The 22172-nt window shown below is 70.8% G+C and carries 21 protein-coding genes and 2 riboswitches; of the genes, 12 read left to right on the top strand and 9 right to left on the bottom strand.

The features are described 5' to 3' along the window. The 3 genes from gcvH to ACQ143_RS03640 form a co-directional block, all read right to left on the bottom strand. Positions 1-378: a glycine cleavage system protein GcvH gene (gcvH, locus tag ACQ143_RS03630; protein WP_449569340.1), complete on the bottom strand. Its 378-nt coding sequence runs from the start codon at positions 376-378 to the stop codon at positions 1-3. After that, positions 375-1514 carry a glycine cleavage system aminomethyltransferase GcvT gene (gene gcvT / locus ACQ143_RS03635; RefSeq protein WP_449569341.1) on the bottom strand — a complete coding sequence of 380 codons (1140 nt, stop codon included), beginning with the start codon at positions 1512-1514 and terminating at the stop codon, positions 375-377. The genes gcvH and gcvT overlap by 4 nt, the downstream gene beginning before the upstream one ends. A 45-nt stretch (positions 1515-1559) precedes the next feature. After that, positions 1560-1653: riboswitch (glycine riboswitch) on the bottom strand. After that, positions 1654-1743, bottom strand: a riboswitch (glycine riboswitch). A 50-nt stretch (positions 1744-1793) separates the two neighbouring features. Next, the gene (locus tag ACQ143_RS03640; RefSeq protein WP_449569342.1) at positions 1794-2966 is read right to left on the bottom strand and encodes a MarP family serine protease; all 1173 of its coding nucleotides are present in this window, start codon (positions 2964-2966) and stop codon (positions 1794-1796) included. Between the two features lie 117 nt (positions 2967-3083). Between ACQ143_RS03640 and ACQ143_RS03645 the strand changes: the two genes are divergently transcribed. The 6 genes from ACQ143_RS03645 to ACQ143_RS03670 are packed head-to-tail and all read left to right on the top strand — an operon-like array spanning position 3084 to position 9665. Further along, positions 3084-3788 (top strand): NUDIX hydrolase, encoded by a 705-nt coding sequence (locus ACQ143_RS03645; protein WP_449569343.1) that lies wholly within the window; start codon positions 3084-3086, stop codon positions 3786-3788. Positions 3789-3813: 25 nt separating this feature from the next. Further along, on the top strand, positions 3814-5124 hold the full coding sequence (gene nadA, locus ACQ143_RS03650; protein ID WP_449569344.1) for a quinolinate synthase NadA: 1311 nt from the start codon (positions 3814-3816) through the stop codon (positions 5122-5124). After that, positions 5121-6713, top strand: coding sequence for an L-aspartate oxidase (gene nadB, locus ACQ143_RS03655; protein ID WP_449569345.1), 1593 nt, complete (start codon positions 5121-5123; stop codon positions 6711-6713). The genes nadA and nadB overlap by 4 nt, the downstream gene beginning before the upstream one ends. Beyond that, the gene (nadC, locus tag ACQ143_RS03660) at positions 6713-7567 is read left to right on the top strand and encodes a carboxylating nicotinate-nucleotide diphosphorylase (RefSeq protein ID WP_449569346.1); all 855 of its coding nucleotides are present in this window, start codon (positions 6713-6715) and stop codon (positions 7565-7567) included. Before nadB ends, nadC begins: the two co-directional genes overlap by 1 nt. Beyond that, positions 7567-8706, top strand: a complete 1140-nt coding sequence (locus ACQ143_RS03665) for a cysteine desulfurase family protein (protein ID WP_449569347.1) — start codon at positions 7567-7569, stop codon at positions 8704-8706. The genes nadC and ACQ143_RS03665 overlap by 1 nt, the downstream gene beginning before the upstream one ends. Further along, positions 8703-9665 carry a glycosyltransferase family 2 protein gene (locus tag ACQ143_RS03670; RefSeq protein WP_449569348.1) on the top strand — a complete coding sequence of 321 codons (963 nt, stop codon included), beginning with the start codon at positions 8703-8705 and terminating at the stop codon, positions 9663-9665. Before ACQ143_RS03665 ends, ACQ143_RS03670 begins: the two co-directional genes overlap by 4 nt. A gap of 13 nt (positions 9666-9678) precedes the next feature. On the opposite strand, the gene ACQ143_RS03675 is transcribed toward ACQ143_RS03670, so the two are convergent. Beyond that, complete coding sequence (locus ACQ143_RS03675; protein ID WP_449569580.1) at positions 9679-11625, bottom strand: ABC transporter ATP-binding protein; 1947 nt, start codon at positions 11623-11625, stop codon at positions 9679-9681. Between the two features lie 194 nt (positions 11626-11819). On the opposite strand from ACQ143_RS03675, the gene ACQ143_RS03680 reads away from it, so the two are divergent. Beyond that, the gene (locus tag ACQ143_RS03680) at positions 11820-13289 is read left to right on the top strand and encodes an MDR family MFS transporter (protein WP_449569349.1); all 1470 of its coding nucleotides are present in this window, start codon (positions 11820-11822) and stop codon (positions 13287-13289) included. An 83-nt stretch (positions 13290-13372) separates the two neighbouring features. Here ACQ143_RS03680 and ACQ143_RS03685 read toward each other — a convergent pair whose 3' ends face one another. Continuing rightward, positions 13373-13501, bottom strand: coding sequence for a hypothetical protein (locus tag ACQ143_RS03685; RefSeq protein WP_449569350.1), 129 nt, complete (start codon positions 13499-13501; stop codon positions 13373-13375). A gap of 184 nt (positions 13502-13685) precedes the next feature. Here ACQ143_RS03685 and adhP point away from each other — a divergent pair, with 184 nt between their 5' ends. After that, positions 13686-14708, top strand: a complete 1023-nt coding sequence (gene adhP / locus ACQ143_RS03690; protein ID WP_449569581.1) for an alcohol dehydrogenase AdhP — start codon at positions 13686-13688, stop codon at positions 14706-14708. A 115-nt stretch (positions 14709-14823) separates the two neighbouring features. Here adhP and ACQ143_RS03695 read toward each other — a convergent pair whose 3' ends face one another. The 3 genes from ACQ143_RS03695 to ACQ143_RS03705 are packed head-to-tail and all read right to left on the bottom strand — an operon-like array spanning position 14824 to position 17122. Beyond that, positions 14824-15783 (bottom strand): cation diffusion facilitator family transporter, encoded by a 960-nt coding sequence (locus ACQ143_RS03695; protein WP_449569351.1) that lies wholly within the window; start codon positions 15781-15783, stop codon positions 14824-14826. Then, positions 15780-16241, bottom strand: a complete 462-nt coding sequence (locus ACQ143_RS03700; RefSeq protein WP_449569352.1) for a hypothetical protein — start codon at positions 16239-16241, stop codon at positions 15780-15782. The genes ACQ143_RS03695 and ACQ143_RS03700 overlap by 4 nt, the downstream gene beginning before the upstream one ends. A gap of 2 nt (positions 16242-16243) precedes the next feature. Next, positions 16244-17122: an SDR family oxidoreductase gene (locus tag ACQ143_RS03705; RefSeq protein ID WP_449569353.1), complete on the bottom strand. Its 879-nt coding sequence runs from the start codon at positions 17120-17122 to the stop codon at positions 16244-16246. 189 nt (positions 17123-17311) lie between these two features. Between ACQ143_RS03705 and ACQ143_RS03710 the strand changes: the two genes are divergently transcribed. The 3 genes from ACQ143_RS03710 (at position 17312) to ACQ143_RS03720 (ending at position 19606) form a co-directional block, all read left to right on the top strand. Then, a complete protein-coding gene (locus ACQ143_RS03710; protein WP_449569354.1) occupies positions 17312-17920 on the top strand; it encodes a flavodoxin family protein in 609 nt (202 codons plus the stop codon). 121 nt (positions 17921-18041) lie between these two features. Next, on the top strand, positions 18042-19079 hold the full coding sequence (locus ACQ143_RS03715) for an FUSC family protein (protein WP_449569355.1): 1038 nt from the start codon (positions 18042-18044) through the stop codon (positions 19077-19079). A 230-nt stretch (positions 19080-19309) separates the two neighbouring features. Continuing rightward, positions 19310-19606: a hypothetical protein gene (locus ACQ143_RS03720; protein ID WP_449569356.1), complete on the top strand. Its 297-nt coding sequence runs from the start codon at positions 19310-19312 to the stop codon at positions 19604-19606. Positions 19607-19728: 122 nt separating this feature from the next. On the opposite strand, the gene ACQ143_RS03725 is transcribed toward ACQ143_RS03720, so the two are convergent. Further along, positions 19729-20331 carry an acyl-CoA-like ligand-binding transcription factor gene (locus tag ACQ143_RS03725; RefSeq protein WP_449569357.1) on the bottom strand — a complete coding sequence of 201 codons (603 nt, stop codon included), beginning with the start codon at positions 20329-20331 and terminating at the stop codon, positions 19729-19731. Positions 20332-20426: 95 nt separating this feature from the next. Here ACQ143_RS03725 and ACQ143_RS03730 point away from each other — a divergent pair, with 95 nt between their 5' ends. Next, positions 20427-22064 (top strand): FAD-binding protein, encoded by a 1638-nt coding sequence (locus ACQ143_RS03730; RefSeq protein ID WP_449569358.1) that lies wholly within the window; start codon positions 20427-20429, stop codon positions 22062-22064. Positions 22065-22172 lie beyond the last annotated feature (108 nt).

A 22172-nucleotide genomic window follows, 5' to 3' on the forward strand; every position in this document is an offset into this window, starting at 1 on the left:
TCACGCCTCGCCGCCCGTGAGTGCGGCGTAGCCGGCACGGTCGAGCAGTCCCTGCGGCTCCGCGGTGACGGTGACCTTCATCAGCCACGCGGCGTAGGCGTCGGCGTTGATCAGCGACGGGTCGTCGACGACCGCATCGTTGACGGCGGCGACGGTGCCGGTCACGGGGGCGTACAGTTCGCCGACCGACTTGGTCGACTCGATCTCGCCGCACACCTCGCCGGCGGTGACCGCCTGGCCGACGGCGGGCAGGTCGACGTAGACGACGTCGCCGAGCTGGTCGGCGGCGTAGTCGGTGACGCCGACGGTCGCCTCGTCGCCGTCACGGGCGATCCACTCGTGCTCGGCGGTGTAGGACAGGGCGTTGCGGTCGGTCATTTCTTCCTCCGGTAGAACGGCAGCGGGGTGACGGTCGCGGGGATCCTCGTCCCGCGCACGTCGATGGTCAGTGCGGTGCCGTCGGCGGCGACGGCGGGGTTCACGAAGGCCAGCGCGATCGGGTGACCCAGCGTCGGGCTGAGCGCACCGCTGGTCACCGTGCCCACCGGCGCGTCGCCGTCGTGGACCGCGTAGCCCGCCCGCCCGGCGCGCCGCCCCTCGCTGACGAGACCGACCAGCACCGGCGCCTGCGCCGACACGATCGATGCGAGCGCGGCCTGGCCGACGAACGAATCCTTGTCGGCGGCGACGATGCGCGACAGACCCGCCTGTGCCGGCACGATGTCCGTCGACAGCTCGTGCCCGTACAGCGGCATGCCGGCCTCCAGGCGCAGCGTGTCGCGGGCGGCGAGCCCGGCGGGCACGAGTCCGTGCGGCGCGCCCGCGGTCGTCAGCGCCTCCCACAGCGCCGCCCCGGCGGCGGCGGGCACCAGCAGCTCGAAACCGTCTTCACCGGTGTAGCCGGTGCGGGCGATCAGCAGGGGCTCCTGGCCGAAGCGGCCGCGCGTGACCGCGTAGTAGGGCAGGTCGGCGAGCGGCCGGGCGAGCTCGGTGATCGCGGCCGTCTGCTCGACGATCAGGCGCGCCTGCGGACCCTGGACAGCCAGCAGCGCGAACCGGTCGGTGGCGTCGTCGACGACGACGTCACCGGCGACGCGTTCGGCGAGCGCCGCGGCGACGGTCTCTCTGTTGCCGGCGTTGGCGATGACGAGGAACCGGTCCTCCTCGAGCCGGTAGACGATCACGTCGTCGAGGATGCCGCCGGATTCGGCCAGCAGCAGCGAGTACTTGGCCTTGCCGGTGCCGAGCGTCGACAACCGGCCGGCCAGCGCGTAGTCGAGGAACGGGCCGGCCTCGGGCCCCTCGACGAAGAACTGCGCCATGTGCGACACGTCGAACAGGCCGGCCGCCTGCCGTACCGCGTGATGCTCGGCCAGGTCCGACGTGTACCGCACCGGCATGAGCCAGCCGCCGAAGTCGGTGAACGTCGCGCTGAGCCGTTCGTGCACATCCGCCAGGGGGCTGCGGCGCGGTGGGGGCGCCGAGCCCGGTGTGGCGTGCTCTGCCTCGCTCATGTCGAGGAACTCCTTTCCCGGGCATCGGTGCCCGTTGTGGTGAGTTCCTCCCGTTCTGTCATATCGGCCTGAGAGTTTCCGCGCGACCTCTTCGCGCTTGCCCCGTCGGCGGGCGCCTGCGCGCCGCTTTCCAGAGTGACCTGCCGTCACGGTACGGGTGCCTGAGAGATTCCGGGAGGGGTTGCTCCTACGGCAGCCGCGCTCGGCGGCGTTCTCCCGTGACGGGTGGACGGTCGTTTTCGGTTGTCACCAGGAGTCTAGCCCGACCGGGCCCGCGGATCACGCTATGCAGCGCCCCGGCGTGACAGCGCCGTCCAGGGCGGGGGCGCGTTCGGCGATGGTGGCCACCTCCGCGACGGTCATCGCGTAGCCGAGCTCGGGGTCGCCGTCGGCGCGCGCGAACACCAGACCGGCCACCTCGCCGTCGTCGGTGACGAGCGGGCCGCCCGAGTTGCCGGGACGCACCCGGGCCTGCAGGGCGGCGATGTCGCGCGCGTTCCACGTCTCGTCGTAGATGTCCGGCACCGGCACGATCCCCGTCGACAGCACGACGGCCGGGGCACCCGTGAACGGGCCGCCGTGAGGGTACCCGAGCACGACGCCCGTGCTGCCGACGATGTCGCCGTCCGCCAGGGGCAGGGCGGCCGCCGCGAGATCGGGCACGGCGATCACGGCGATGTCGTCGATGGGGTCGAAGTAGACCACCCGGCCCTCCCGGGCGCCCACACCGGGCAGTTCGACCACCGGGCGGTCGACGCCGGCCACGACGTGGGCGTTGGTCACGATGCGGTCGGCGGCGATGACGAAGCCGCTGCCGGTCATGCTGCGCCCGCACGCATACGCTGTGCCCGACACCCGGGCCACCGAGGCGGCCGCGGCGGTCACCTCGGGATCGTCCAGCGCCACGGGCGCGGCCGGCTGCACCGCACCAGGCGTGAGCAAGGTGCCCAACCGTGGCAGACCGTCGTCGAGCACCGCGGCGCGCACCTCCGACAGCGCGGTCTCGACCGGTGCGGGCACGACCGCGTCGATGGCCTGCAGCACGCGCGAGGAGGCGACGGCGGCCGACACCACCGGCATCCCCCCGGCGGTGATCGCCGGGGCGATCAGCACCATGATGAGGGCCGCGACGACGACCCCGGCCACCCCGCCGAGCAGGCGCTCGATCACGCGCAGCCGGAGCCGGTCGGCACCGGCGCGGACCAGGCCGCCGACGAACGATCCGAGCAGGGCGCCGCACAGCAGCAGTGCGGCCGTCGCGCCGATGACCGACACCGGCCGCCATTCGGGCGCCGGCACCCATCCGTTGACGAGCGGGGTGAGCCAGAACGCGGCGACGGCGCCGGCGGCCAGCCCGATGAGCGTTCCGAGGCTCGCGAACAGTCCGCGACGGATGCCGGTGACCAGCGCCGCCAGCAGGACCAGCACCGCCAGCACATCGACCACGATCATTCCCGTGCTCCCCTCGGATCCTCACTTCGAGCCTAGGCGCCGGGCGACGCGCCGTGACACACGCGTTGCACTTCGGGTCATCACGACACTATGATCGAGCTTGGAGTTATTGTCACCATGACCAGAACTGATGCGTCCCCTGCCACCGGCCCCACGCGGGTCGCCGTCTCGACGGTGATCTTCGGGCTGCGGCGCCTGCCGGGCACCGGGGAGGCCGCCGTGGTGCTGCCGCTTGTGCGCCGCACCCGCGACCCGCACGACGGCAAATGGGCGCTGCCCGGCGGCTGGCTGGGCGAGCACGAGAACCTCGAGACCGCGGCCTCGCGGACGCTGGCCGAGACGACGGCGCTGACTCCCAGCTACCTCGAGCAGCTGTACGCGTTCGGGGACGTCGACCGCTCCCCGACCCGGGTGGTCTCGATCGTCTACTGGGCGCTCGTGCGCGAGGACGAGATGAGTTCGAGCCAGGAGGGCGCGCAGGAGAACGTCGCGTGGTTCGCGGCCGCCGAGCTGCCCCAGCTCGCGTTCGACCACAACCTGATCGTCGACTACGCCCTGTGGCGCCTGCGCAACAAGGTGGGCTACAGCCGTATCGCCCACGGCCTGCTGGCCGACGAGTTCACCCTGGCGGAGCTGCGCGAGGTGTACGAGGCGATCCTGGGCCGGCGTCTGGACCCGGCGAACTTCCGCCGTCAGGTCGAGAACGCGGGCACGCTCATCCCGACCGACAGCTTCCGCACCGGCAGCCATCGCCCGGCGCGCCTGTACCGCTACAACCAGGACGTCGAGCTGGCCGAGCGCGGCCCGCTCTCGGTCCGCTGATCCCGCACAGCAAGGGAGCCCATCCATGTCCACCCAGAACCTCGCCGCTCCGACCCTGCGCGACGCGTCGGTCGACCACGCGATCCAGGCGATCGTCGCCGGCGCCTCCACCGCGTCGACCTGCACCACCGACCTCGCCGCCGGACCGTGGGACTTCGACACCCGGCCCGGGTACGGCCCGGGCTCATCGATGGGCGATGTCATCCCCACCGGCGCACCCCGCCAGGGCGAGCTGCCGGCCGCCTACCGCGAGGCGTCGGAGGCGGAGCTGGCCGACCGCATCGTCGCGGCCAAGACCGCCCTCGGCGACCGGGTCGTCGTGCTCGGCCACTTCTACCAGCGCGAGGAGGTCGTCATCCACGCCGACTACGTGGGCGACTCGTTCCAGCTCGCCAACGCGGCTCTGGAGCACCCCGACGCCGAGGCCATCGTGTTCTGCGGGGTGCACTTCATGGCCGAGACCGCCGACCTGCTCTCGCGCCCGGAGCAGGCCGTCATCCTCCCCAACCTCGCCGCCGGATGCTCGATGGCCGACATGGCCTCGATCGACGAGGTCGAGGAGTGCTGGGAGCAGCTTGCCGACGTCTTCGGGGACCTGGACACCCCGGACGCGGACGGACTGGTGCCGGTGATCCCGGTGACCTACATGAACTCGTCGGCGGCGATCAAGGGCTTCGTCGGGCGGCACGGCGGCATCGTGTGCACCTCGTCGAATGCCCGGACCGTGCTGGAATGGGCCTTCGCCCGCGGGCGCCGCGTGCTGTTCTTCCCCGACCAGCACCTGGGCCGGAACACGGCCAAGGCGATGGGCGTCCCCCTCGAGCGGATGCCGATGTGGAACCCGCGCCGCCCGCTCGGCGGAGCGGACGCGGAGACCCTGATCGACAGCCGGGTGATCCTGTGGCACGGATTCTGCTCGGTGCACCGCCGGTTCACCGTCGACCAGATCGAGCAGGCCCGCGCCGCGCACCCCGGTGTGCGGGTGATCGTGCACCCCGAGTGCCCCATGCCCGTCGTCGACGCGGCGGACGAGTCGGGGTCGACCGACTACATCCGTCGTGCCATCGCCGCGGCCACTGAACCGACCGTCTTCGCGATCGGCACCGAGATCAACCTGGTGCAGCGGCTGGCGGCCCAGTTCCCGCAGCACGAGATCTTCTGCCTCGACCCGGTCGTCTGCCCCTGCTCGACCATGTACCGCATCCACCCCGGGTACCTCGCGTGGGTGCTCGAGGGGCTGGTCGCCGGCACCGTGCACAACCGCATCCAGGTGCCGGACGATGTCGCGGCTCCGGCCCGGCTCGCCCTGGAGCGCATGCTGGCGGCCCGCCCGTGACCCAGGCGCACGTCGCCGTGGTCGGCTCGGGCATCGCCGGGCTGACGGCGGCGCTGCACGCGGCGGCCGCCGGCTGCCGCGTGACCCTGGTCACCAAGGCCGGGCTGGAGCAGACGAACACACGGTTCGCGCAGGGCGGCATCGCGGGGGTGATGTCCGACGACGACCGTGTCGAGGACCACGTCCGCGACACGCTGCGCGCCGGCGCCGGGCTGGGCGACCCGGAGGCGGTGCGCGTGCTGGCCGAGGAGGGACCGGCGCGAATCCGTGAACTCGTGGCTCTGGGCGTCGCCTTCGACCGGGAGCCGGACGGCACCTGGGTGCGGGGCCTGGAAGCCGCGCACTCCGCCCCGCGGATCCTGCACGCCGGGGGCGACGCGACCGGCGCCGCCATCCAGAAGGCGCTCACCGTCCGCCTGCGCGGCACCGCGGTCGAGGTGCTCGAGCACGCGTTCCTCGTCGACCTCGTCGTCGAGGCGGGACGGGCCACCGGAGTCGATCTGCTGATCGGGCACCACCGGCGCGTCCTGACGGCCGATGCCGTCGTCCTGGCCACCGGCGGCGCCGGGCAGCTCTACGCCCACACCACCAACCCGTCCGTCGCGACCGGCGACGGCGTCGCCGCCGCCCTGCGTGCCGGGGCCGCGGTCGCCGACCTGGAGTTCTTCCAGTTCCACCCCACCGTGCTGGCCGCCGGCGCCGCGTTCCTGGTGTCCGAGGCCGTCCGCGGCGAGGGCGCGGTGCTGCGTGACGAGCGCGGGCGGCGCTTCCTGCTCGACCGGCATCCCGACGCCGAGCTGGCGCCGCGCGACGTCGTCGCCCATGCGATCGCCGAGACCATGGCGGACCAGGACGGCCGCCCGGTCGTCCTCGACGCCACCGCGCTGCGCGCGACCCCGGCGGCGACCGCCGCGTTCCTGGCCGCCCGCTTCCCCACGATCGACGCCGCCGTACGCGAGCGCGGGCTCGACTGGGCGCGCGAGCCGATTCCGGTGACCCCGGCCGCACACTACCTGATGGGCGGCGTGGTGACCGATCTGCACGGCCGCACGAGCATCCCCGGCCTCTACGCCGTCGGCGAGGTGGCCCGCACCGGCGTGCACGGGGCCAATCGCCTGGCATCCAACTCGCTGCTGGAAGGCGCGGTCTTCGGCGCACGCGCCGGGGACACGATCGCGGCCGACGTCGCATCGGGCCGCACGACGCCGGCACCCGTGGCCCTCGCACCGGCCGGCCGGTCGCACCGGCCGGCCGCAGGAGCCCCCGAGCCGTTCAGCCGCCGGGCGCTCCAGGAAATCCTGTGGCGGGACGCGGGTCTCGTGCGCGACGCGGCGGGCCTGGCCCGGGCCACGGACACCCTCGCCGGCTGGCAGGCGATGCCGCGCACACCGCGCACGCGGACCGAGTTCGAGGACGAGAACCTGCTCGCCGTCGGCGCCGCGCTCGTCGCCGCCGCGCAGGACCGTCCGGCCTCGGTGGGCGCCCATGTCCGCAGCGACCAGGCTCCGCACGGCGGCGTGACGCTCGGCATCCGCGCCGCGATCCCGACCCCCCTCAGCCCGACCGTCGACCGGAAGGTTCCCGCCTGATGCTCACCCGCACCCAGATCGACCGCGCCGTGGCCGCCGCCCTCGAAGAGGACGCGCCGTGGGGCGATGTGACCGCCGAGTACCTCATCCCGGCCGAGGCCGCCGGCACCGCCGACCTCGTCGCACGCCAGACCGGTGTCTTCAGCGGCGCGGAGGTCTTCGCCGCCGCGTTCACGCTCACCGACCCCGCCGTCGAGGTGCACGTCGACGTCGAGGACGGCGAGCTGTTCACTCCGGGCAGCCGGCTGGCCACCGTCACCGGACCCGCCCGCGCGATCCTCACGGCCGAGCGGGTCGCGCTCAACTTCGTCCAGCGCATGAGCGGCATCGCCACCCTCACGAACATGTACGTGGCAGAGGTCGCCCACACCGCCGCCCGGATCGCGGACACCCGCAAGACGACCCCCGGCCTGCGGGCGTTCGAACGGCACGCCGTGCGCAGCGGCGGCGGCCACAACCACCGCCACTCGCTGTCCGACGCCGTGATGGCCAAGGACAACCACCTCGCCGTGCTCACCCGCGGCGGCGGGTCGGTCACCCTCGCACTCGAGGCGGCGCTGTCCCGGCTGCCGCACACGACCCACGTCGAGGTCGAGGTCGACCGGCTCGATCAGATCCCCGCGGTGCTGGCCGCCGGGGTGGGCACCATCATGCTCGACAACTTCACCCTGGACGATCTGCGTGCCGGTGTCGCCCTGATCGACGGACGGGCCACCGTGGAGGCCTCCGGCGGTGTCACGCTGGACACCGTCCGCGCCATCGCCGAGACCGGCGTCGACGTCATCTCCGTCGGCGCGCTCACCCACTCCGCCGGCGCGATCGACCTGGGGCTCGACCTGCGCATCGAGGCCTGATGCTGTACCTCGACAACGCCGCGACCGGACCGGTGCGTCCCGAGGTGCGGGAGGCGATGGCTGCGCACCTGGCCCGGTTCGGCAACCCGTCGAGCACGCACACCGTCGGCGAGCACGCGGCGGCGGTGCTCGCCGATGCGCGGGCGCGGGTCGCGACCGTGTTCGGCATGCGGGCCGGTGACATCGTGTTCACCTCGGGCGGCACCGAGGCCAACAACCTCGCCGTCAAGGGCATCACCGTCGCCGCCGCCCTCGCCCGCGGCCGCCCGGCACACCTGATCACGACGCCTGTCGAGCACGAGTCGGTCCTCGCGTCCTGCGAATATCTGCGTCGCGTGCACGGGTTCACCGTGACCGAGGTGGGGGTGGATGCCGGTGGCCGCGTCGATCCGGCCGCGGTGGCCGCCGCGATCACCGACGACACCGCGCTGATCACCGTGGGCTACGCGAACAACGAGGTGGGCACGGTGCAGGACGTCGCTGCGCTGGCATCCCTCGCGCAGGCGGCCCGGGTACCGTTGCATCTGGACGCCGTGCAGGCCGCCGGGTGGCTGCCGCTGGCGGGCACCGGCGCCGACGCCCTGTCGGTCGCGGGGCACAAGGTCGGCGCGCCGCAGGGCACCGGCGTCCTCGCGGTGCGCGGCCGCATCCCGCTCGAGCCCCTGCTGCACGGTGGCGGGCAGGAGCGTGACCGCCGCAGCGGCACCGAGAACGTGGCCGGCGCCGTGGCCCTGGCCACCGCGCTGGAACTGGCCGAGCGGGAGCGCACGGACGACGCCGCGCGCGTCGGCGCCCGCTGTGCCGACTTCATCGCGCAGGTGCTGGCCGCCGTCCCGTCGGCGCGGCTGACCGGTGACCCGGTGCACCGCCTGCCGGCCACCGCGAGCTTCACGTTCGCCGGTGTCAGCGGGGAGGCCGTGCTGCTCGAACTCGAACGCCGCGGCGTGATCACCTCGAGCGGCTCGGCCTGCGCGGCCGGCAGCGCCGACCCCTCCCACGTGCTGCTCGCCCTCGGCGTGGCGCCCGAGGTCGCGCAGACCGCCGTGCGGGTCACCTTCCCGCACGGGTTCGACGGGGAGGTCCAGCCCCTGGTCCGCGCGGTCGTCGACGCCGTCGCGGCGGTACGATCGGAGGGGTGAGCACCCCCGTCGTCACCGTCATCATCCCCGGCCGTGACGTGCAGGCCTTTGCGGCCGACGCGATCTCCTCCCTCCTCGAGCAGACCCTCACCGGGTGGCGCGCGATCCTCGTCGACGACGGATCGACCGACGCCACCGGCGTCCTGTTCGACCGGGCTGCGGCATCCGACCCCCGCTTCCGCGTTCTGCACCACCCGCGGCCCCGGGGCCTCGGCGCCGCGCGCAACGCGGCCCTCGATCTGGTCGAGACACCGCTGGTCGCGTTCCTCGACGCCGACGACGTCATGACCCCCCGCGCCCTCGAGGTGCTCACCGACGCGGTCACCGACAGCGGCAGTGACTTCGCCGTCGGCGCATATGTACGGCTCCGGCCGGATGCGCTCGGCCGATACTCCCCCGGCCCGGTGCAGCCCTGGGTCGCCGCGGCGACCGACCCCGCGCGCCGGCGGACGACCCTGGCCGACCACCCTGAGGTGACCGGCAACATCGTCGCCTGGTCGAAGGTGAGCCGGATCGAGTTCTGGCGTCGCAACGACCTGCGCTTCCCCGAGGGACACCTCTACGAAGACCAGATCGTCGCACAGCGTATGTACACGCGCGCGCGGGCGTTCGACGTCGTCCCCGAGGTCGTCGTCCATTGGCGGGAGCGCGCCGACGGCTCGTCGATCACGCAGCACACCGGTCAGCGCCCGGTGCTGACCGAGTATCTCACCGCCATGCGGTCGGGCCTGGCCGTGCTCGACGCCGCCGGTCACCGCGAGGCGGCGCGGGCGCGCATCCGTCTCATGCTCGACATGGACGTGCCGCCGCTGATCCGACTGGCCCGCACCCATCCCGACGACCAGTACCGGCGCACGCTCGGCGAGTTCGTGCGCGAGCTGATCGCGCGGGCGGATGCCGAGACGGTCCCCCTCTCCCCCGAGAGCGCTCCGCTGCGCGACGCCGCGCTGCTGTGGTGAGACGCCCGTCGTCTCAGGGGGCGACGGTGTCGTCGGGTGCCCGGTCGGCGCGCCGCTGCGGCAGCGCGGGAGCCGGGTCGGTCATGCCCTCGATGCGTGCCGACGCCAGCTGCTGGGCGGCCAGCTCGGCGTAGAGGCCGCCCCGGGCCAGCAGTTCGCTGTGCGTGCCCGATTCGACGATCCGCCCGTTCTCGACGACATGGATGGCGTCGGCGCCGACGACGGTCGAGAGGCGGTGGGCGATCGACAGCGTCGTCCGCCCCCGTGAGGCCGCTTCCAGCGCCTCCTGCACGACGCGCTCGGAGACGGTGTCCAGGGCGCTGGTGGCCTCGTCGAGCAGCAGCACGGGCGGGTCCTTGAGCAGCACGCGGGCGATGGCGATCCGCTGCTTCTCACCGCCGGAGAGGCGATACCCGCGCTCCCCCACGACGGTGTCGTAGCCGCGTTCGAAGCCGGTGATGACGTGGTGGATGTTCGCCGCCACGCACGCGGCTTCGATCTCGGCGTCGGTGGCCTCGGGCTTGGCGTACCGCAGGTTCTCGCGGATGGTGGCGTGGAAGAGGTAGGTCTCCTGCGACACGATGCCGACGTGGTCGATGATCGACTCCATCGTGAGGTCTCGCACGTCCTCCCCCGCGAACAGGACACTGCCACCGGTCGCCTCGTACAACCGGGGTGCCAGGTAGAGCACGGTCGTCTTGCCGGCGCCGGAGGGGCCCACGAAGGCGACGTGCTGTCCGGGCTGGGCGACGAACGATACCCCGTCGAGGGTGGGGCGGGTTCCGGCCGCCGCATCGGGGTAGCGGAAGGTCACGTCGCGGAACTCGATGCGTCCGATCGGCCCGCGCGCAGCATCCACCGTCTTCGCACCGGGGGCGTCGGCGATGGCCGGCACCAGGTCGAGGTACTCGAAGATGCGCGCGAAGATGGCCGCCGAGGTCTGCAGATCCAGGGCGACGCGCATGAGCCCCATGAGCGGTTGCAGCAGCCGGGCCTGCACTGTGGTGAAGGCGACGATCGTCCCGGCGGTGATGGCCGCGTCGCCACCGGCGACGAGATACCCGGCCACGAGGTAGATGATCGCCGGCACCGACGACATCAGCACCTGCACGATCGCGAAGAACCCCTGACCGCTCATCGCGCGCCGCACCTGCAGGCGGATCTGATTGATGTTCTCACCGCCGTACCGGGCGGACTCGGCCCGCTGCCGGTTGAACGCCTTCGACAGCAGGATGCCGGAGACCGACAGTGTCTCCTGGGTGATCGCCGACAGCTCGGACAGTGACTCCTGCGTCTGGCCCGCGATGCGCGCCCGAACCTGACCCACCCGCCGCTGCACGAACACGAGGAACGGCATGAGCACGACGGCGATGATCGTCAGGCGCCAATCGATGAGGATCATCGCCACCAGGGCCGAGATGACCGTGACGACGTTGCCGAGGATGCTGGTGACCGTGTTGGTCAGCACACCCGCGACCGCACCCACGTCATTCTGCAGCCGGGACTGGATCACGCCCGTCTTCGTGCGGGTGAAGAAGCCCAGGTCCATGCGCTGCAGGTGGTCGAACAGCTTCACCCGCAGGTCGCCGGTCACGCGGTTGCCGACGGTGGCGGTCAGCCACGTCTGCAGCACGCCCAGCCCCGCCGACAGCAGGAACAGGCCGATCATCGTCAGCACGAGGCGCACCAGCAGCGGCAGGTCGGGCGCCGAACCGTCGACGGGGAACAGCGCGTCGTCGAACACCCGCTGGACGATCAGCGGGGGCACGACCGCCACGGCGGCGCCGACGATCACCAGCAGCCCGGTGATCGCAATGCGCCCCAGATACGGACGGAACAGGGCCACCACGCGTTTCCCCAGCTGCGGGATCTGCGGCGCCTGGGCGTTGATCCGGCGCTGCGCCTCGGCGTCGACCGGGCCCAGTCCCGGCCCTCCGCGGTGACCGCCACCGCCTCGCATGCTCATCCCCGTCAGCATAGGCCGAGGCGGCGCGTGCGGGCGGTTCCCACACTCGCCCGGGGTTGGGGGAATGCGATGTCGGTGGCACCCGTTAGCCTTGTTCTCTGCCTTTCGCGTTCTCACGCGTCTTCTTCTCGTCCGCCGTCCGCGCGCACCGTCTCCGCGCGCCGCGACCCTCCGAAGGAACGTCACCCATGCTGGACACCTCCGTCCCCGCCGCCGGCACAGCCGCGCAGCAGCCGCCGAAGACGGGACGCGTCATCGCGCTCCTGGTCGTCGCCGCGTTCGTGGTCATCCTCAACGAGACGACGATGGGCGTGGCGCTCACGCCGATCATGGCGGACCTGGGCATCACCGCCGCGACGGGTCAGTGGCTGACCACCGGGTTCCTGCTCACCATGGCGATCGTGATCCCGCTGACCGGCTTCCTGCTCGAGCGGTTCCCCGTGCGCACGGTGTTCTTCTCGGCCATGATCCTGTTCAGCGCCGGCACCCTCGTCGCCGCCCTGGCACCCGGGTTCGAGGTCCTGCTCGCCGGCCGGATCGTCCAGGCCTCCGGCACGGCGATCATGATGCCGCTGCTGTTCACGACGGTTCTGAACATCGTGCCCGCGTCGCACCGCGGACGGATGATGGGGGTCATCAGCGTGGTCATCGCCGTCGCCCCCGCGATCGGCCCGACCGTGGCCGGGGTGATCCTGTCCACGCTCACCTGGCACGCCATCTTCTGGATCGTCCTCCCCATCGCACTGCTGGCCCTCGCGCTCGGCGCGGTGTGGGTGCGCAACGTCACGACCACCCGTCCCGAGGCGCGCTTCGACGTGTTGTCGGTGGTGCTGTCCGCACTGGGGTTCGGCGGGCTGATCTTCGGCCTCAGCAGCATCGGTGAAGCGGCCTCCGGCCACGCCGTCGTGCCGGTGTGGATCCCGCTTCTCGGCGGCGCCGTGGCGCTGATGGCGTTCGTCTTCCGTCAGCTCCGGCTGCAGAAGGTCGACGGCGCGCTGCTCGACCTGCGCACGTTCCAGAGCCGGTCGTTCACCCTCGCCATCGTCCTGGTCGTGATCGTCATGGCCGCGCTGTTCGGCTCATTGATCCTCCTGCCGATCTACCTGCAGCAGGTGCTCGAACTCGATGTTCTCGCCGTCGGCCTGATGCTCCTGCCCGGTGGCGTGCTGATGGGTGCCATGGCGCCGGTCATCGGCAACATCTTCGACCGCGTCGGACCGACGCCGCTCGTCATCCCCGGAATGATCGTCGCGGCCGCCTCGCTGTGGGGTATGGCGACATTCGATCAGACGACGGCGGTCGGATGGATCATCGCCGTGCATCTCGCCCTGAACCTCGGACTCGGTGCCGTCTTCACCCCCCTGCTGACCTCGGCGCTCGGCTCACTGCCGCCTCGGCTGTACCCGCACGGCAGCGCCATCGTAGGCACGGTGCAGCAGGTCGCCGGCGCTGCGGGCACGGCGGCGTTCGTCACGATCTTCTCGGTGACGACGGCGACTGCGCTCGCGGCGGGCGCCGACGACATCCTCGCGAAGGCCGGCGGCATCCACGCGGCGTTCCTGGTCGGTGCGATCGTCGCCTCGGCCGCGGTGGTCCTGGCCTTGTTCGTGCGCAAGCCCGCCGAGGGTTCGCTCGTGGAAGGCGCGCCGGTTCACTGACCGGCATCTGGGCCTTCAACCGAGAACGGCGACGCCCGTGCCCGTTGCGGGCCGGGCGTCGCCGTCGTATGAGGTCCGCGGGGTCAGTTCCCGCAGCAGCTGGAGCCGCCGCAGCACGACGCGCCGTCTTCCACGACGGCGAGCAGGTTCTTGTCGTCGGCGACAGCGGTCAGCGGCTGGAGGTCAGGTGTGGGCAGGTTCGAGGTGGTCATCGCTCCATCGTAGGCGCGCGGGAGACCACGGGGCGTTTTTGTAGGGTTCCCACAGTGTTTCGATGTGGTCTGACCACATGGGCGTATCCTGTTCTTCGGAAGCACAGATCCACTGATGAAGGAGATGAGCACCATGAACGAGGTGCTGAACACCATCGATCGAGGAACCGTCCGTGAGGGCGTCATGCGTGCGGCCGTCGTGGTCGCGCCGGACCAGCCCCTCCGGCTCGCCGACGTGCCGATCCCTGTGCCCGGTCCCCGCGAAGCCCTGGTCCGCGTGATCACGAGCGGCGTCTGCCACACCGACCTGCACGCCGCGCGCGGCGACTGGCCCGTGCCCCCGAAGCCTGATCTGATCCCCGGCCACGAAGGCTATGGCGAGGTCGTGGCTCTCGGCACGGACGTCACCGAGCTCGCGATCGGCGACAGGGTCGGCAACGCCTGGCTGTGGAGCGCGTGCGGCGTGTGCGAGTACTGCCGCAGCGGCTGGGAGACGCTGTGCCCCGACCAGAAGAACGGCGGCTACGGCGTCGACGGCAGCTTCGGCGAGTACATGCTCGTCGACGAGCGCTACGCCGCGCGCATCCCCGCCGGTTCGGACCCCGTCGAGGTGGCCCCGATCCTCTGCGCGGGCATCACCGTCTACAAGGGACTCAAGGAGACCGAGGTGCGGCCCGGCGAGTGGGTGGTCATCTCGGGTATCGGCGGTCTCGGTCATGTCGCGGTGCAGTACGCGGTCGCGATGGGCATGCGCGTGGCCGCCGTCGACATCGACGACGAGAAGCTCGACCTCGCCGCCCGTCACGGCGCCGAGGTCACGGTCAACGCGGCCACCACCGATCCGGTCGCGGCGATCCAGGAGCAGACCGGCGGTGCGCACGGCGTGCTGGTGACCGCCGTCCACCCGGAGGCGTTCGGGCAGGCCACCGGTATGTGCCGGCGCCGCGGAACGGTCGTGTTCGTGGGTCTGCCTCCGGGAACCTTCCCCGCAGACATCTTCTCCACCGTGCTGAACCGGATCACGATCCGCGGGTCGATCGTCGGCACCCGGCAGGACATGGTCGAGGCACTCGACTTCTACGCGCGCGGTCTCATCCACCCGACGGTGTCGTCCGTCGAGACGCTCGACGACATCAACGACATCTTCGAACGCATGGAGCAGGGCAAGATCGAGGGCCGCGTCGTCATGCGGTACGCCGACGCCTGAACCAGGCTCTCAGAGGGGCGGTCGCGGCTACGCGCCCGCCCCTCTGATCTGCTGACTCCCGCATGGCATCAGGATGCCACGTCGACCCGCCGGCGCGCTTGCCCGGCCCCGCCCGTCACCGGTCCGCTTCGTCCGGCAGTTCGGTCAGGATGACGACGAGCACGTCCTGCATCTTCCAGTCCATCTGCGCGATGGCCTCCCGCGCAGCCTCGATCTGCGCGACGGAGACCGACCGACGGCGGGGCACGACGAAGGCCTCCACGTGGAACACCTGCCCCATATCGCGCATGCGGACGGCCGACTCCCGGACCCAGGGCTGCCTGTTCAACGCGGAGACGATCTCTGCGATGAGCGGCTGTTCGCTGTCACCGTCGGTCGTGCGGGCACGCTGGTCCATCAGGTCCAGCACCGCGGTGCGCGTATTCTTGATCCCGTCCCACACGATGCCGATCGAGATGAACAGCGCGGCGGCACCGTCCAGCCACCACACCCCCATTCCCACGCCGAGCACCCCGATGATCGAGGCGGCGGACGTGGTCCAGTCCGCTTTCGCCATATCGGCATCCGCGTGCAGCACCTTGTTGTGGAGGACGGGTGCGAGCTGGGCCTTCGCGTGACCGTAGATGAACGGTCCGATCACGATCACGCTCATGACCGCGATCATGAGCCAGCCCAGCCAGATCGTCTGGCCGAAGAGGCGGACGGTGCCGATGGCGGGATGCTCGGCCCGGATCAGGCCGGCGGCCGACTCGTAGGCGAGCAGGCCACCGACGGCCAGCAGAGCGACGCCGGCGACGAGGTGTCCGATACCCATGGTGCGATGCAGCCCGTACGGGAAGCCGCGCGTGGGCCGGTGACGGATGAACAGCAGCGCGACCAGGAACGAGATCTGCGGGATGAGCGAGAGGATGTCCTCGATCCACGCCGTCTTCATGGCCTGCGAGCCGCCGAGCACGAACGCGATGAGCACGATCGTGCAGACGGTGTAGCCGATGGTGATCCACTCCCACCGCACCGCCGAGCGCAGCGCCCGCGCCTGTTCGGCGGGCAGGTCGGTGCGCCCGAGCGAGATCATGGCGCCACTTCCTCGTCGAGGAACCGCTCCAGGGCCGCCTGGGTGCCGTTCTCGCCCATCGGCAGCAGGATCACCACCGGATCGCCCTCGGAGCCCGGGATGGTCGGGTAGGACCGCGTCACCGCCACCCGATCAGCCCACGGCGTCGCGTCGGTCATGCCCCCGATCGCAAGGTCGAGTCTGCCCTCCTCGAGGCCCGCGACCAGTTCCTCCTCGCTTCCGACGACCCACTCGACGCGCGCCCCGCGCTCGTCGGCGAAGTCTTCGACCAGCTGCGCGAGCTCGCCCGACACGCGCGTGCCGCCGACGGTGACCAGCGTGCCGCTGGGTGAGGCGCCCACCCGCACGAGGCCCGCGTCGATGCGGCCCAGGGTGCCCGACGGGTCGACGGGGATCCCGCATCCGGCCAGCGTCAGCGTCGCCGCCGCGACCAGGCTCGCCAGCGCACGGCGCGGCATGGTTACAGTCCTTTGCCCCCGGTGACCGGGAGCACCGCGCCCGAGACGTAGGAGGCGGCCTCGGATGCCAGGTAGACGTACGCGCCGGCGAGCTCGGCGGGCTGCCCCGGCCGGCCCAGCGGCGTATCGGTCCCGAACGTCGAGATGCGCTCGGCATCCCATCCGGTGCCGGGGATCAGCGGGGTCCAGATCGGACCGGGGGCCACAGCGTTCACCCGTACGCCCTTCGGCCCGAGCTCCTCGGCGAGCGCGCGCACGAACGCCACCTGCGCCGCCTTCGTCATGGCGTAGTCGATCAGCGCCGGCGACGGGTTGAACGCCTGGATGGAGGAGGTCACGATGATCGACGCCCCCGCTGCCAGGTGCGGGACGGCGGCCCGCGCCGTGAACATGAGGCTGTACTGGTTGGTGCGGAACACCCGGTCGAGTTCGCTCGTGTCGAGCGTTTCCAGGCCGTCGCGGTCGCGCTGATACGCGGCGTTGAGCACGACGATGTCGAGGCCGCCGAAGGCGTCGACGGTGTCGCCCACCACGCGATCGGCGAACTCCTCGTCCCGCAGGTCGCCCGACAGGTCGAGGGCACGGCGCCCCTCGGCTTCGATGAGGGCGATCGTGTCGGCGGCGTCCTCGGCTTCCTCGGGCAGATGGGCGATGGCGACATCCGCGCCTTCGCGCGCGTAGGCGATCGCCACCGCCCGGCCGATGCCGGAGTCACCGCCCGTGATGAGCGCACGTCGCCCGGTGAGCCGCCCGGACCCACGGTAGGACTCTTCCCCGTGGTCGGGTTCGGGGCGGGTCTGGCTCGTCAGCCCGGGCTGGGTCTGCTCCTGCGCAGGGAATCCGCCTTCGGGGTGCTTCGTACGGGGATCGTCGGGGCTCATGGGTCCTCCTCGTCGGTTCGGGATTCACCGTACGCACGGGCCGGGGCCGGTCGAAGGGGCTTGACGGAACGCCCGGTGTTGTCCTATCCGCATCGCCGCGCCCCGGCATCCACCGCACGCTTTACCTCATTCCGCGCGCAGAGGGAAAACCCTCGTCGTCCCCGTGACGGTCGACTACACACGGAGCACATGACCACCGAGCTGAAAGCACTCACGATCTCCTGCTCCCTCAAGCCCAGCCCGGCCAAGTCGAGCTCCGAACTCCTCGGTCGTCAGATCGGTGCGGAGCTGGCCAAGTCCGGGGCCACCGTCGAGAGCATCCGCGCGGTGGACTACGCCATCGCGCCGGGGGTGGAAGTCGACATGGGGCCCGGCGATGACTGGCCGGGACTGCGACAGAAGGTGCTCGACGCCGACATCCTGGTGTTCGTGACGCCCACCTGGCTCGGGCAGCACTCCAGCGTCGCCCAGCGCGTGCTCGAGCGGCTCGACGCCGAGCTCAGCGAGACCGACGAGCAGGGTCGGCCCATCCTGTTCGACAAGGTGGCGCTGGCCGGCGTCGTCGGCAACGAGGACGGCGCACACCACATCGTCGGCATCCTGTACCAGTCGCTCAGCGACGTCGGCTTCACCATCCCCGCACAGGGGTGCGTGTACTGGAACGGCGAAGCCATGCAGAGCACCGACTACAGCGATCTCGGAGCCATCCCCGAGTCCGTCGAGGCGGCCATGAAGACCGCGGCGTCCGGCGCTGTCCACCTTGCGCGCAGCCTGCGACGCGAGGGCTATCCGGCCTGAGGCCCGGATAGGCGAGAGGCTCACGCGGTGGGTGGTCGCGTGAGCCTCTCCGCATGCGCGCATCGCTCATTCCCGGCCGCGCGGACCCATACAGGCGGCGGCCGCGGCATATCGTGAACGCATGCGCATGACCGACGCCGTCCGCTCCCCCCAGCGCTCACCGCTGCTGCAGATCGTGAAGTCGGCCGCGGCGACGATCGCGGCGTGGCTGCTGGGCGGAGTGTTGGTTCCCGGCACACCGCCGGTGTTCGCGGCGATCGCGGCGTTGTTGGTCGTGCAGCCGAGCGTGACCCAGTCGTTCGGCAAAGGGATCGAGCGCACTGTCGGCGTGATCACCGGCGTCGCCATCGCCTCGGCCATCGGGCTCGCGCTGGGCGAAGGGTCGTGGGCGATCGCCCTGGCCGTCGTCGCCGCGCTCATCACCGCGTGGGCCCTGAAGATGACGCCCGGCACCGCCAACCAGGTCGCCATCAGCGCACTTCTCGTGCTCGCCCTCGGGGTGTCCACCCCGGGGTACGCGAGCGCGCGCGTGCTCGAGACGCTGATCGGCGCGGTGATCGGGTTCGTCGTGAACGTGCTCGTCGTCCCGCCGGTGTCGGTGGGACCGGCCCGCCGGGCGATGGAGGAACTGGGGGCCGAGCTCGCCGATGCGCTCGACCGACTGGGCGACGCGTTCGACGCGCCCCGCTCTCCCGGCGAGCTGACCGCGCTGCTGCGCCGTGCCCGCGCGGTGCGCCCGGCGCGCGACGCGGCCGAATCCGCGATCGTCGCCGCCCGCGAGTCGCTGTCGCTCAATCCCCGAGGACGCGCGCACCGCTCGGAGCTGGCGCGGCTCGACGATCTGCTGGAGCGCTTCTCGCCGATCGTGACCCAGATGATCGGCATGACCCGCACGTTCACCGACCGCTACGACGACGCGCTGGCGTCCGAGCCGACCGTGCGCGCGATCGCCGAGCAGCTGCACCGGGCGGCGCACGACGTGCGGCTGGCCGTGCGCAGTGACACCGCGTCGGCGGATGCCGCGGACCTGCAGCCGGCGCTGACCCGGCCCCTCAGCGTCTCTACGCCGTCGTCCGGCCACTGGATCCTGATCGGGTCCCTGCTGATCGACCTGCTGCGCATCCACACCGCCCTGGCGCAGGCCGACCCGGTCGAGTGAGGCCGCGCCTCACACGTTGAAGCGAACTCCTCCGGGTTACGTCACCGTTAGCGGTGTGCACGGTGGCGGTCGAACGCGGAAAGATGGAGAGCATGTGCGCCACCAATCTGTGGGTAATCAACGCCGCAGCCTTCACTTCGGAATTCCAGCGATTCACTGAGGACAGGCTGGGCATGCCGCCCGTGCAGACCACCATGCGCATAGCCTCGCGTCGAGTCCGAGGCTCGTCCGTGGTGTTCACTCTGACCAGCGGGATGTGTGACTGCGACAGTCTCATCGGGCGTCGCAGCGACGCGCCGGTCCACGGTGAGATCGAAGCCGACGTGTGGCTCGGGTGGTTGCGCGACATGCCGGACCACGTCTCGAACGTCTCGCGCGTCGCTGTGCTCCGCGCGTGGAGCCCTGAGGACGACGAGGTCGTGCCCTCCCACGCTCGAGGTGTCCGAGTGGGAGATCTCACCGAGGACGTGCTCCGCGACATCCGCGACGACAGTCTGCTGACGATCGACTACCCGCGGGTGGTCTGAACGCAAACTGCCCGGAGCTTCCGCTACACGTTGAAGCGGAACTCCACCGCGCCGCGATCCTGCCCCCGGCCGGCCCGCGCCGAAGTGCAACGACCGTGCCGAACGGGATGCCCAAGCCGAGGTCAGCGAGCGAAGGCTAGCGAGAACCCCGCTCCGAGCGCGTCGAGGGCCTCCGCGACCACGACGTCCGGGTCATCGTCCTCGATGTTGGTGGCCCACCAGACAAGAGCCGACATCGTCGTGACCTGCACCGCTGAGCCGGCGATCGCCGGCAGCAGATCGAGCGGATCCGAACCGGTGCGTGCAGCCACGAAGTCGACGATCGACTGGCGCCAGCGCCTGAACGGCTCTGAGCTGTTCGCCCTAAGCTCCGGAGTACGCCCGATCAGACTCATGCGCAGCCGAGTCGTATGCTCGTCCTCCGGGTGGTCGGCGAACGAGGCGATGATGCCCTCGCGCAGCGCCCTTACCAGCGGCATCTCGACCGGCGTCTCATCGAGGCGCTGCCGCAACGACTGGAACGAGACATCCACGGGCCCCCAGACGATGTCGGCCTTCGTGGGGAAGTAGCGGTGCAAGGTTCGGATGCTCATACCTACCTCCGCCGCGACATCCGCCATCGTGCACTCCTTATAGCCCCGTGCATCGATGACCCTCAGCGCCTGGGTGGCGAGCACGCCCGCATCAGCGCTCTTTGGCCGCCCGCGCCCCTGTCTCACAGTCATCGATTCAGAATACTCGGCGCTCTGGACTTCGAAGGATTTTTGACATAGCCTGCCAAATAGCCCTACGGGGTGACACTGGATGTGAGGAGCTCAGCGTGGAGACCACAACGGAAGAGTTCGACGTCATCATCGTGGGCTTCGGCGCCGCAGGGGTCACGGCGTCCATTGAGGCGGCAGACGCAGGAGCGCGCGTTCTCGTGCTCGACCGCGGATACGGAGGGGGCGCATCGGCTCTTTCCGGCGGAGTGGTGTACGCGGGAGGCGGCACCCCGATCCAGCAGGCCGCCGGAGTCGAGGACTCACCGGAGAACATGTTCGACTACCTCAAGCAGGAAACGAGAGGTGTCGTCTCAGATGCGACGCTGCGCCGATTCTGCGAGGGAAGCGTCGAGCAGATCGCGTGGCTCGAGAAGCAGGGCGCCAAGTACCGCGGAACCCTTGCCCCCTACAAGACCTCGTATCCGACTGACGCGCACTACCTCTACTACTCCGGAAACGAGAAGGCCTACCCCTACAAGAACGAGGCCACGCCCGCCCCGCGCGGGCACCGCCACGTAGCCAAGGGCCTAGGGTCCGGCAAGGCGTGGATGGCGGAGTTGATCACCTCGGCGCTCGCCAAGGGCATCGACTTTCGCCCACTCAGCCGGGTTGAAGACCTGGTCATAGAGGAGGGCAGAGTCACCGGTGTGACCTACCGCTCGCTCCGGTCGGATGCGCCAGGTCGGGCTCAGCACAAGCGCCTGAGCAAGATCGGCGGCAAGCTCGGCATCTGGGCGCCTCCCATCGGCGCGAAGATCAACGCAAGAGCGCAGAGCATCTGGGAGCGGGGAGCCACCTCCCACATCGCGAAAGCACCGTCGGTGATCCTCAGCGCTGGCGGATTCATCTTCAACCCTGAGTGGAAGGCCAGGTACGGCGCACCGTATAAGGACATCACCCCCCTCGGCACCGTCGGCGACGATGCTCACGGCATCGAGCTCGGTCTCTCAGCCGGTGGCTCGATCTCGAACATGGAGCGGATGACGGCCTGGCGGTTCATGTCTCCCCCGAGCGCCATGATCGAGGGGGTGTCGATCGGCGGAGACGGGACCCGCATCCTCAACGAGGACCTCTACGGCGCAACTCATTCGGAGGCGCTCATCCACCAGCACGCCGGACGTGGCTACCTCATCAATGACAAGCGGGCCTGGGAGAAGGCTCGCCGGCAAGTGAAGGAGCAGACCCAGGCGTTCCAGGCGGCGCAGCTGCTCTACGTCTTCACCATCGGGCACAAGAGGGCCGCGACCCTTGCGAAGCTCGCCGACAAGATCGGCGTCCCTGCTGCTGAGCTGGAGAAGACCGTTTCGGAATACAACACCGGCATCGCCCCCGGTGGCGCGGGAGACCCGGCGCACAAGGCAGCCGAGCTGTGCAGCCCGGTGCAGACAGGTCCGTTCTATGCGGTTGACATTTCGATCAAGAACTCGCCTTTCTACCCTGCACCAGGCCTCACTCTGGGCGGCCTGCGCGTCGACGAAGAGACCGGCAACGTGCTGACCGAGGACGACAAGCCGATCGCCGGACTCTACGCGGCGGGCCGTACTGCCGTGGGGATCTGCTCGAACAGCTACATCAGCGGACTCTCGCTCGCCGATGCTGTGTTCAGCGGACGCCGAGCCGGCGTTCATGCCTCTGCCGCGTCGAGGCCCGCGATGGCCAAAGCCGCGAAGCCGAAAGCAGCAGGCTTGGACTGAGCGAGCTTGACCCATGGCGAACGACGATCCCTCCACGGCTCGATCGACAGGAGGCTCCGTGAGACGACTTCGCACGTGCTCGATCGACGAGTCGCCAGCGGCCATGGA

The organism is Microbacterium pollutisoli, from assembly GCF_053586795.1.